This window comes from Enterococcus crotali (assembly GCF_000633635.1).
In the GTDB taxonomy this organism is placed as follows: Bacteria; Bacillota; Bacilli; order Lactobacillales; family Enterococcaceae; genus Enterococcus_L; species Enterococcus_L crotali.
The window spans coordinates 36,672-47,769 of the sequence record NZ_AYPQ01000011.1 but is presented as its reverse complement, the minus strand read 5'-3'; the positions used below and the strand labels follow the sequence as shown (position 1 = coordinate 47,769).

Sequence of the window (11,098 nt, the reverse complement as noted above, 5' to 3'; positions counted from 1 at the left end):
AAAAATATTTAATCTGGAAATTAAATATTTTTTTGGTGATGGTCTAGGTATGATAATCAAGGAAAAAGGTGCTAAAATCATTTATACTTACCAAAATGATCGTATGAAAAAACAAGCCTTAAAATCGGCTGAACCAACATGTTTATTAGTTGAATGTGATGTTGCTTCTGATGACTCTATCGCTCAAGCCTTTCAGACAATTCACAAAAAGTTTGATAAAATCGATGGCGTTTTCCATGCGATTGCCTTTGCCAATAAAGAAGAGTTAGATGGCAATGTCATCGACATCAGTCGCTCACCACACCATTCTTAAATCCTGGTTCTGAAATCGTTAAGATAACTTATCTAGGCTCAGAAAGAGCCATTCCTAACTACAACATGATAGGAATCACAAAAGCTTCTTTAGAGGCGGCTGTAAAAGATCACGGTCAGCTAATCAAATTATCTGAAGGCCGCACGCCAGATAAAGCCGGTGTTACTATCGAAGAAGTTGGAAATACCTGTGCTTTCTTAGTAAGTGCATTAGCAGCCGGTATCGTAGGTGGTATTATCTACGTTGATAGAGGGTTACCTGAGCAGCTACAAAAAACGTTGTAAAAATACAGACGGTAACAGACTTCTCGGAATCCTAATGTGGCTTCATTGTACAAAATAGCTTCAGCGTTTAGCTTAAATTGCGGTCTCGTCTCACATCACTCCCAGTGATATAACGATACCTAAAGAACAGCAATATAAAATCAACCGATGATTTTATATCGCTGTTCTCTGTGGATGCTATAAGAAAAAATTAGTATAGCTGTCTGTTTTTTCATGACAGAAGCGGATGAGCTTTTCGCGATCTTCCGCTAAGCTATTAATGATATTTAAAAACATTCGCAGCTTTTGTTTATCCTCTTCTATCGCTAAGTGTAACAATAGATAGTATTCTTTCCCACCCAGCGATTGGTCTTCTGTTTTAGGAAAAGAAAAAAGCTGGAAGCTTTCTGTCTTAGCAGAAAGATCGAAGTAAATATGAATTTGCGTGTGTCCTTTTAGCTTGATGTGTTCATAGGTGCTTCCTTCTTGAAAATACTCCTCAATCGGAAAATGCTTAAACTTATACTTTTGATCCATTTCAATAAAAGCAATACTCGGCATGACTTTATCGTAGTCAAAAGCATCTAAAAAAATATGGCGAAAAGAATCTACATATTCAAATTCAGTCATGTCCTCTTCGGCAAAATAAATTGGTGCATAGTTGATATTCATATTTTTCCCATAATTTGAGCATAAATAATAATCGTAGGTTTGTTCATTCAAAAAATCCAATTCGTAGAGAACCCGTGTTTCAATTTTCTCAATGTATGCGGAAAAGTGATGCTGCAGATTAAACTTCAATTGCTGCGTCCCAAGTCGACCATCTATAGCGATAATCGCCAGTTTAAGCTTACGATGCTCCAAAATAATCCGATTAAGTGTGCCTAAAAAGGTACTAAACAGAATATGCTGTTCTCTAACAGAAAACTTATAGCCGTATTTTAAATAAAATTCATCACACAATTTCAGCATATAATGCTCTAATACAGGCTCGTTTTCATAATCTCGGATATTTTCATAGCCTAGATCGATACTGTCAGAGACTTTTAACTTAATTTTCAAGCTGATTGGCAGCATGATTTTCAGTAAGTCTTTAATGCAAGTATAATCGTCAAAAATATCGATTTGTAGATACTGCGAAAGATTTTTTAATAAAAAATTCCTCGTTTCTTCCGCTAATTCCAAAAGACTACCGTAATTTTCTTTGGTGCAATCTTTAAAACGATAAAGATCGGTACTGATAATTGCTAGATACGTCAAAAACTGAATGATTTTTTCGGAAAATTTAAAATCTGAAAATTGATTTCTTAATTTTTGGATAATCTCAACGACTAACGCATATTCTTCGGTATCCCTATACTCAAAATCCAGCTCTGGAAAACCCAAGTCGCTACTCTCCAGCTCAGCATTGTTGTTTCTAAAATAAATCAGATAGACAAAAAAACGCTCCGCGTTGATGTCAGAAAAAACTACTCTAGATTTAATCATGGTTCGATAAAATACTTTCCTGATTTTTTCTTTTTCCTGCTGATGACAAAAAAACAACTCATTGTATTCCGGTATCCCAAAATCTGGATTTGCAACTTTGTTGAAATGCTTATACACTCGAATAGTCAGCATCACTTTTTTAAACGCAGCGCCTTGAATCAGCATCCCATAATGAGGTCGAACCATCAACGTCAAGTCATAATCTGTCAGCAGTTCTTTCACTCGCTGAAGCTCTTTACTTAACGAATTGCTGGTATTGCTGTTTAGCTCTTTTTGAAGAGCTTCCATTTTGACTGGCTCTTTAGCAATCAACAAACGTCTTAAAATATATTGAACTCTCGTATCAAATTCACTATCAATCGTAGTGGATTGATAAATTTGATAAAACTCCTTAATGCTGTTTTCATACTCTTTATCGGTAATTTTTAGCTTATACCCTTTAGATCTTTTAGAGATAACTGTGATGTCAATTTGTGCTAGTTCGTCTTTTAATGATTGAATATCTGTCTTGACCGTTCGTGACGTCACCCCAAGCTCATCTGCTAAGCTGTCGCTTTTAACATAATCTTCCGAACGAAGCAGGAGCAAAAAGAGTGCTTTAAACCTAGCTTTGTTCTCTAGAAATTCCATGGTCTTTGATAGTCCCGACTTCATCTCTGCCCCTCCGTACATTCGTTTTTTATGCTTACTCCAAATATTGATCTTTCATCGATTCAATCATTTCATTCGTTAAACCCAGTTCTGCTACAGCATAGTCTCTAATCGTTCCGTAGCTTTTTTCAATTTCATTAATAGACTCTTCGATAAACTCTGCTCTTGTTTCAATCAAGGAATATAAATAATTTAAAACATCTGGATCACTAGTTAGCTTTTTATAAGCCGTCATCTTCACCTGATTTCGCTCGACACGATTCGTATACGTCAGCATATAATCAGCGATTAAATCTTCTTTAGCAACACCGAGAACGCCTAAAACCAGCATCGCGCCAAAACCAGTCCGATCTTTTCCACCACGGCAATGCTGCACCATCGCCGGCGTTTTCGGATCAGCAGTTATTTTTAACAAACTACTGAAGGCTTCTTTCGATTTTTCTTTATTGACAAAGTTTTTATATTGCTCCATCACGATGTCATAGCGGCTAACTAATTGACCATTTTCTTTTTGTTCGATAATTTTATTAATTAAACTGCTGTCTTCATTATCTTTCGATGATGTAAACTGCGCCGACAACTCGGCCGCATGTGCATTGGGATCAAGCTGAAACGTGTTGACCTCATCTGTAATTTTTTTATTCGGGTATTTTTCAATTTCTTCATCGCTACGATAATCGATAATCGTTTTGATATTTAATTTCTGTAGGTAGCGGATACCACTTTCCTTTGCGTTATGAATATGGTCTGAGCGATACAACATGCCCCATTTTACTGTTTTACCACTATCTGTTTCGTAGCCGCCCATATCTCTAAAGTTATTCATTCCGTCAACTGGAAGTGTTCTTTGCGCAACTATTTTCTCAGTATTCTCACCTTTCAATAAAAAGTACGGACGAAAGTCAATTTCGCCGACATTCACTTCAATAGGATTTTCAGCAGTCTTCAATAAAAATTTTGGCTGATTATCTGTCGGTGTTTTCTTTAAGTATACCTCTATTTCACCACTTAAAAAAGCTGGTTTTTCAATGATAAAAAGATTCTCTTCTGATTGCGTTACTGTATATTCTGCTGTCATATCATTTGCCCAATACGCCAACCATCGTCAAGAGAATAGAAATAACCATAATCCCTAAAATCAACAGCGGTGCGTGCTTTCCATTGGTTTTCTTCAAAATTTTATAAACGACGATAATGACTAATAAGCTAAATAATCCCGGCATAACTTTATCAAACATTTCCTGGAATTTAATGACATTTTCCCCAGCTGAAATTTCTGCAACAATATTTACTTTCACTACCGAAGCAATCAATGCGCCGATAACCATTAAACCTACTACATTAGCCATGTTTGATAGACGTTGTAGGACATTCCCGCCAGCGCCATTAATCATTTCCATCCCTTTAGAATAGCCTAAATGAATACCATAATATTTAGAGCCAACATTCACAACATTATAAAGTAAAAACATCAAGACGGGACCTAGTAGACTACCATTTAAGGCTAAAGAGGCACCGATACTTCCACAAATCGGTAGCCAGGTGAATTTCAAAATACTATCGCCAATTCCGGCTAGTGGTCCCATTAAACCTGTTTTTATCGCTGTAACAGTTTCTTTTTCGTCTTCTGTCGTGGTTTCTTCAACTGCTGCTGCCACTCCTAAAATCAATGCATCCGCATTCACATGACTATTAAAAAATTCAAGATGTCGTTTCATCGCTTTTTTCTTCAGCTCATCTGGCTCATCAGCATATAGCCGTTCTAAAACAGGTGTAAAGCTAGATAAAAAACCAATCGCCTGCATTGACTGAAAGTTATTCGTTACATTTAATAGCTGCATCCGCCAAAATACGCGATTTAAATCTTTTTTCGTTATTTTATTCGTTACGTCTAAATCGTTCATAGATCGTAGTCCTCCTCATCATCACTCATATCTCCACCAGCATTTGCTTGAACAGTGACAACTTTTTCTTGTGTTGCCAAGTCATAAATCAACGCAATCGGCAAGGCGATTAGTGTAATCGGCAATACGGATAAATCTAAATACACGGCTAAAGTAAAACCAGCAATCAAGAATGTCCATAGCTCACCTTTTTTAAGCATCATTAACATTAACAAGCCAATCCCAACTGAAGGAATGATTGAGCCTGCCACGCTTAAGCCGTTCATAATTGACTCTGGCAAAGCTTCTACGATTTTATCAATTGCTCCGGCACCAAAATAGATTGCTAAGAATGTCGGTACTGCACGAATCATGAATGCAATCATCATCGGAATATAATTTATCTTGAACACTTTTTTGAAATCACCAGTATTGGCAATTTTATCTGCGATTGGATTTAAATAAACGATCCCTGATCTGTATAAAATCAATAATTGCTGTGCAAGTAAAGACGTCGGTACAGCCAATGCAACAGCTGTCGCTGTCCCACCAGATGCGATTCCAAGAGCTGTTCCAATCGCTGTTCCTGAGATAATATCTGGAGCTGAATAGGCACCAACATTTCCGACACCCATCCACATAACTTCCAAGGTTGCACCAATCACCAAACCTGATTTAACATCTCCCATGATAAAACCAACTACCGTCGCAATTAACAACGGTCTTCTGATCATCTGGGTCCCAATATCATCGATGGCACAAATTCCCGCCCAAGCGGCAACAAGTAATGCTGTCAGCATCAGATAACCTCCTTTAAATCAACTTTGTCATCGTTCGGTACCATTTGAACTGTAATTTCCATTCCTTGATCCAGCAAGCCTTTAAACGCTTCTTTCTCTGTCGGCGTAACAGCTAAAGCTTTGGTCAATCGTTCTCTACCTTCTTGATAACGCATACCACCGATATTTAATTTATCGATTGGAACTCCTGCATTCACAGCTGTTAAAACGTCGACGCTTGAAGAAAACAGCAGCATCGTTCTTCTCGTTATTTCTGTGGTCTTGATTATTTCACCAAATTTTTCAATTGGAAACGCTTTGACCTTAATGCCTTGCGGCGCTGCCATCGCTAAAATATTTTTCTGTGTTTTATCGTTAGCGATCTTATCGTTTAAAACAATTATTTGTTCGATATTGTACATATTGACCCATGTAGTTACTACTTGACCATGAATTAAACGGTCATCTATTCTGCTAAAGCAAATCATCTTCATCATCTTCCTTTTCTAAGTCTTTATTTGTTCTGATCGTAACCCCTTGCTCATAAGCTGCCATAATAATTGCATGAAGCTCATCCAAGGTTTTATGACGATTCATCAGCACTTCAAGTAAAATAGGTAAGTTCATTCCTGAAACAAGCATCGTTTCTTCTTTAGCAAGTAAATATCCCGCTAAATTTGCCGGTGTACCGCCGATAATATCCGTTAGTATCAATAACCCTTTAGTTGTATCTAGGCTTTCAACCTTTGCTAACATTTCCTCTTTTAATGCATCTACTTGATCTACTACAAAAACGCTAAGTGTTTCATAATTAGTTTGTGTTCCAACAATCAACTGGGCACTTTCAATTGCCGCTTTACCGTAATCGCCATGACTCATAATCATAATACCTAAATCATTCATTTCACTTTCTCCTTTCACTTAAACGACTGTGCGTTTATTATGTTTTCATTTTAGTTTCAATGAAAAGCGTTTTCAAGTTCATTTTTTTCACCATATATAGTGAAATCACATAGAGGTGTTAGCTTATTTATGCTATATTTTCAATATACAAGACACAGCGTCTTGTTCTTTCTATTTTTAAGTTAGTTTAAATTTAATACCAAAAAAGCAAAAAAAAACTGCGTAAGCACCTCTTTATGATTAGCTACTTATGCCGTTTGTTTTTTTATTAAGCATCTCTAAAATAATTTGATCTTCTTTCAATGATTGGATAAACATGCTGGCAGCTAATAAATCAGCACTGCCCCCTGGGGAAACATGGCGCTCTTCACAAAAATCAACCAACTGAAGGAAGGCTTGATTAGGCAATCCTTCCTGATTTGCATTCTTAGCTAAAGCTTGAATTTTTTCCAAAGAAGCTTGGTCGCTTCGATACAAAATACACGTATCATCAAGCGAAGCAATAATGGCTAAAAGCATATGCAAATAACGGTTTTCAGGCACTTCTGACGAATGCTTTCGATACTCTTTCAACGCTATTTGAACATGCGGATACCCCGCCAGCGCTTCTCCGTAAGCTCCTGATACATTAAATTGCTTTTTCACTTTCAAGCCATGAGTTTCTTCTTTTTCATGATAGGCTGTATCAGGTAAAGCGGCTAATTTAGCCACTTCCGAGAAAAAACACTTCCTATCAAGCTGAGTTTGTATACTGAATTGATTCGCAGCAACGCTAACTAGTAAGCCCAGTGCCCAAATAGCCCCTTTGTGCGTGTTGACCTGATTTGTTGCTTGATACATCGCAGCCTCAGCTTTGCGACCAATTTTAGCAATTGCTTCTCTTAGCCCTTGATTCAATGGACGGTTCCAAGCGGCTTTCGCCATTTCATAAAAATAAGGTGTCAGACTATGAGCGGATTTAATAAATAGCGCATAGTTCATATCATCATGCGCCCCGCTATTTTGACGATCTACTAAGCCCGGTTTCGGTGTTAAGCTGGCTTCTTCAATCAACGCTTTTTCCACCATTTTGGCTAACAGCCAGCAAATAGATTCACTTTTTTCACTAGATACACTCATTGTCAGAACGCCTTCTTTTTTATTTTTTAGCTAAGCCTTTGATCCATGACCAGACGCTGTGCAGTAGGTAGCTGAGTAAAAAGGCACAAGCAGCCGTCGTTAGATAGGCTAAAACAATCATAATTCCTGATGGTAGTTTCAACCAAGTATCTTTAAATAGTAGCAATAACGTTTGAAAAACAAACACGTTGGCCAAATAGGTCCGATACGCATAGGTTGACAGCCATTTGAAAACAGGTAAGCTGGGTGAATTTTTCAAAATCATTTTTGAAGCAAATAAAATTACTGAAAGAACAATTAATAAACTGTACAAGCTTTGAACTGTATTTAAATACGGCGCATTAGCGAAGCTAACCTCACCTGACACTGATAACAGCCCTTGGATCGCAAACATAGTCAAGACTAAGGCAACAGGAAGCAGTGCATAACGAAGCTTATTCAGCACATTGTACAGTACTTCATGATAACGAAAAGCAGCTGCACCATATACACCATAAATCATAAAACTCAAAACAAACCGATCTAACAAATACCAATCCTCATGATGTGCACCAGTCAAGACCTGATTTTGATAAAAAAGATACCATAAAACATACAACACTGTTGCTAAGAAAAGAACGGGCAACACCCTTTTTTTCTCAAACACTTTGTAGCCTAGCCAAACAAAAAACGGCATGAATAATTGAATCTGCAACATCATTACCGTATACCATAAATGTGGTCCGCCATCACCTGTTACATACTTCAATAAGAAGGAGCCTGCGTCTGTATATGGTGCCTTTTGCTGAACCGCTGGAAAAACAAACAGATAGGCTGTTGTCCATAAAACATATGGCACAACCAGCTCAAAAAATTTTTCCTTTAAGAACTCGACATAGGTTAACTGCTGACTTGTTTTTACCATATTATAAACAATTGCAAAAATAAACATCGGTGCCGTGTATTTAACAACCACATAAAAAGCACCAATAAAAGTAGCTGTCGTTTCATTCGTTGTATTTGCCAGCGCAAAGGTCAAGATTGTCTGCATCATTACCGCTGTTACAGCGAATACTTTTTGAAAATCACTTACATTGATCTTGATTTCTTTATTTTCAAACATTTTTTTCCCACTTTTCTCTGTTTTTACCACAGCTTATCCGTCAAGATAGGCCCCGTAATCGTCTTCAATAGAATTTTTTTATTGGGGTTTTGTAGATATTCTTTTAAGGAAAAACCACCTTTTTTTGTAATAACCTGCGTATCCCATTGTGAAAAAAGGCTAAGATTCTGCCGAATCACCTCTAAAGGCAATTCAGCAGACTCTTTTACATAAATCAATACATCTAAGTCACTAGTTTCTTTAATGGTAGGATAATCTGTAGCTAGCTCAAAGCCTAAGCTGCCGCCAACACCCCACGTAGTCTCCTGCAATAGTTTTCTTGCTTGAATATACGCTTGGTAAGCTGAAAAATCAGCAACTTCCTTTTGGCGAAAGCTGTCCTTTTGAATCAGCTCCCACGGATGAATGACTTCTTCCACTGCCGTTACAGGAAGTTCAAACGCAAACCGTTGATTTCGTTGCTGTCCTCGTAAGCCGACAGGAATCACTTTCTCGTTTACCACAGCCCGACGTACGGTAGCATATAGTCTATCTGTTGCTTTAAACCAATCTGGCCATTCTTTCGTGGACATAAAGGAGGGATGAATGCGAACAATATCGTGTGCTTCTATCATCTAAGCATTCCATTCTTCCGCCATTTTTGTACGGACTTTATTTGTTTCTACACGCCCATTTTTGACAGCAATGTCATTGGTATAACGAGCAGTAAGCATTGTATCCGCCGTTTTTCTGACGTCTTCAATTGCATCATTAACAGCTGCTATAACTTTTTCAACACTTTGTACTGAGGTTTCTTGACTAGTGATTTCATCTAAGAAGCGATAGACAGCACCAAGCTTATTAAAGCTGCGAACATCGTAAGCAATCGCTGGTACTTTTTCGGCTGCCGCTTCAATTTCTTCAATTGAACGATTCGTGACACGACCGGCACTGGCTTTAGACATCGCTTGAACGCTAATTTCATTACTGTTTAAGGCAATTAAACGAGAAGCCTGCAAGCCATGAGCCAGGAACGCACCAGAAATCGCATTTCCAGCAATTACACCGATAATTGGATGACCTGCTTGACGTAATTTAGCATAGCCCGCAGCGCTATTCGCTAACGCAACGTGAATACCGATTAATTCTTCGTTGTAGCCGTAAGCTTGACTTGGTACATCGATCACTGCAATGATTGGACGTTTCACAGACTTGTCTTTATCCTCTTGATAAACGGCTTCAAGAATTTGCCCCATGCGGAAGCCTTCTATTAAACCAACCTCACCATTGCGAACCCGGTACATGGGATTTTTTTCATCTGAAATAATGCTAGTAACAACTGCTTCTTCTACAAATTTACTTGAAGGACCATAGTAAACTGTACTAACAGACGATTTTGGTTGATGGTAATCTGATAACGCTTGAAACCAGTTGTAACCCACACTATTGCTGACTGCTTCTTGTGTTTCAGTTACAATCGGAAGCGCCACTTCTTTCATTTGATGATGTTTCAATGCTTCATTATACGTTTCAATAGTCATTGGTTTAGACAAATCAAGTTCTGAAAGCAACGATAGGTAAAAAGCAGAGCTTTCACTTCTGTGGCTGTCTTTGCGCTCTTTCATTTCTGTAACGACAGCTGCTCGAATATCTTCTACTGAATCAGTAACGATTTCATCGACAATTCTGGCATTTAGACGTTGACGTGAACCAATTGTATTCCAAATTAAATCCTTATCACTGGAATCAAATTCACGGGCACCAGCTTCTTGCTCAATAACTTCCGGGCCATTTAAGCAACTCTAGCTTTTTTAGTAGAAATTAGATAGCTCATTAACGCAGACGTAATTGACATACCGCCGAACGAGCCGACACGACCGGGAACTACGCCGATTACTGGTACATATTTTTTCAGCGCAACAATTAGATTGCCGATTTCAGAAATTGATAGTAAACCGTAATTCGCTTCTTGTAAACGAACGCCGCCTGTATCTAAAATCAAAATAGGAATAAGTTCATTTCCTGCTTGATTTTCTTCTAAAGCATGTGTCAAGGCTGCAATGATTTTGGCACCAGAAACTTCACCAATTCCGCCACCTTGAAACTTCCCTTCTGTCGCAATCACAACGACAGCTTGCTTATTAATAGTTCCGCGAGCAACAATAATTCCGTCATCACTTTCTGGAACAATTCCTTGCGCTACTAAGTTTGGCGCGATCATTTGATCGAAGGGATCAATCAATTCACGACCGCTGTTTTCATCTAATAATGCATTTACGCGTTCTCTTGCTTGTAGTTCTACAAAACTATTTTTCATCTGAAATTTCCTCCATTGCTTGCGTCAAGCGTAAGTAAACGACTCCAGGTGTTGCACCAAAATCATTAATTACAATATCTGACAAAATAGGATACCGATCAAAAAAGCGGGTTAAAACGTTTTGCCATATTTCTTGGAAGCCATCGCTTCCTGTACATACTTGAACGGTTGATTCTGATTTAGTTGTTGGAAACATAAGGATCTCTAAATCACCTGAACCAACGACTCCAACGTGAATTTTTTCTTTAATTGGTTTTGTTGCTGGATATGTGTATGATAATTGTTCCATTTTTATTATCTC

At 38.0% G+C, this 11,098-nt stretch carries 10 protein-coding genes and 2 pseudogenes; 1 reads left to right on the top strand and 11 read right to left on the bottom strand.

Annotated elements, in window-relative coordinates; genetic code table 11:
- Positions 1–597 (top strand): annotated as a pseudogene (locus tag V192_RS21370) (SDR family oxidoreductase); the annotation flags it as partial.
- A gap of 177 nt (positions 598–774) precedes the next feature.
- Here the strand turns inward: V192_RS21370 and V192_RS0118370 are convergent.
- The 11 genes and pseudogenes from V192_RS0118370 to V192_RS0118320 form a co-directional block, all read right to left on the bottom strand.
- Positions 775–2,718, bottom strand: a complete 1,944-nt coding sequence (locus tag V192_RS0118370; protein WP_158001115.1) for a BglG family transcription antiterminator — start codon at positions 2,716–2,718, stop codon at positions 775–777.
- 31 nt (positions 2,719–2,749) lie between these two features.
- Positions 2,750–3,793: a tyrosine-protein phosphatase gene (locus V192_RS0118365; protein ID WP_025873722.1), complete on the bottom strand. Its 1,044-nt coding sequence runs from the start codon at positions 3,791–3,793 to the stop codon at positions 2,750–2,752.
- A 1-nt stretch (position 3,794) separates the two neighbouring features.
- Positions 3,795–4,619, bottom strand: a complete 825-nt coding sequence (locus V192_RS0118360) for a PTS system mannose/fructose/sorbose family transporter subunit IID (protein ID WP_025873721.1) — start codon at positions 4,617–4,619, stop codon at positions 3,795–3,797.
- The gene (locus V192_RS0118355) at positions 4,616–5,398 is read right to left on the bottom strand and encodes a PTS mannose/fructose/sorbose/N-acetylgalactosamine transporter subunit IIC (protein WP_025873720.1); all 783 of its coding nucleotides are present in this window, start codon (positions 5,396–5,398) and stop codon (positions 4,616–4,618) included. Before V192_RS0118355 ends, V192_RS0118360 begins: the two co-directional genes overlap by 4 nt.
- Positions 5,398–5,865, bottom strand: coding sequence for a PTS sugar transporter subunit IIB (locus tag V192_RS0118350; RefSeq protein ID WP_025873719.1), 468 nt, complete (start codon positions 5,863–5,865; stop codon positions 5,398–5,400). Before V192_RS0118350 ends, V192_RS0118355 begins: the two co-directional genes overlap by 1 nt.
- Positions 5,852–6,280 (bottom strand): PTS sugar transporter subunit IIA, encoded by a 429-nt coding sequence (locus tag V192_RS0118345; RefSeq protein WP_025873718.1) that lies wholly within the window; start codon positions 6,278–6,280, stop codon positions 5,852–5,854. Before V192_RS0118345 ends, V192_RS0118350 begins: the two co-directional genes overlap by 14 nt.
- Before the next feature lie 240 nt (positions 6,281–6,520).
- Entirely contained in the window at positions 6,521–7,399 is an 879-nt protein-coding gene (locus V192_RS0118340; protein ID WP_025873717.1) for a triphosphoribosyl-dephospho-CoA synthase MdcB, read from the bottom strand.
- Positions 7,400–7,418: 19 nt separating this feature from the next.
- Complete coding sequence (locus V192_RS0118335; protein ID WP_025873716.1) at positions 7,419–8,501, bottom strand: acyltransferase family protein; 1,083 nt, start codon at positions 8,499–8,501, stop codon at positions 7,419–7,421.
- Positions 8,502–8,524: 23 nt separating this feature from the next.
- Positions 8,525–9,115 (bottom strand): malonate decarboxylase holo-ACP synthase, encoded by a 591-nt coding sequence (locus tag V192_RS0118330; RefSeq protein ID WP_025873715.1) that lies wholly within the window; start codon positions 9,113–9,115, stop codon positions 8,525–8,527.
- A pseudogene (gene mdcD, locus V192_RS20695) lies at positions 9,116–10,797 on the bottom strand (biotin-independent malonate decarboxylase subunit beta).
- Positions 10,787–11,086: a malonate decarboxylase subunit delta gene (locus V192_RS0118320; RefSeq protein ID WP_025873714.1), complete on the bottom strand. Its 300-nt coding sequence runs from the start codon at positions 11,084–11,086 to the stop codon at positions 10,787–10,789. The pseudogene mdcD and the gene V192_RS0118320 overlap by 11 nt, the downstream one beginning before the upstream one ends.
- Positions 11,087–11,098 lie beyond the last annotated feature (12 nt).

Coding starts and splice junctions, on each gene's coding strand:
- V192_RS0118370 (WP_158001115.1), bottom strand. CDS start 2,718: ATGAAGTCGGGACTATCAAAGACCATGGAATTTCTAGAGAACAAAGCT.
- V192_RS0118365 (WP_025873722.1), bottom strand. CDS start 3,793: ATGACAGCAGAATATACAGTAACGCAATCAGAAGAGAATCTTTTTATC.
- V192_RS0118360 (WP_025873721.1), bottom strand. CDS start 4,619: ATGAACGATTTAGACGTAACGAATAAAATAACGAAAAAAGATTTAAAT.
- V192_RS0118355 (WP_025873720.1), bottom strand. CDS start 5,398: ATGCTGACAGCATTACTTGTTGCCGCTTGGGCGGGAATTTGTGCCATC.
- V192_RS0118350 (WP_025873719.1), bottom strand. CDS start 5,865: ATGATTTGCTTTAGCAGAATAGATGACCGTTTAATTCATGGTCAAGTA.
- V192_RS0118345 (WP_025873718.1), bottom strand. CDS start 6,280: ATGAATGATTTAGGTATTATGATTATGAGTCATGGCGATTACGGTAAA.
- V192_RS0118340 (WP_025873717.1), bottom strand. CDS start 7,399: ATGAGTGTATCTAGTGAAAAAAGTGAATCTATTTGCTGGCTGTTAGCC.
- V192_RS0118335 (WP_025873716.1), bottom strand. CDS start 8,501: ATGTTTGAAAATAAAGAAATCAAGATCAATGTAAGTGATTTTCAAAAA.
- V192_RS0118330 (WP_025873715.1), bottom strand. CDS start 9,115: ATGATAGAAGCACACGATATTGTTCGCATTCATCCCTCCTTTATGTCC.
- V192_RS0118320 (WP_025873714.1), bottom strand. CDS start 11,086: ATGGAACAATTATCATACACATATCCAGCAACAAAACCAATTAAAGAA.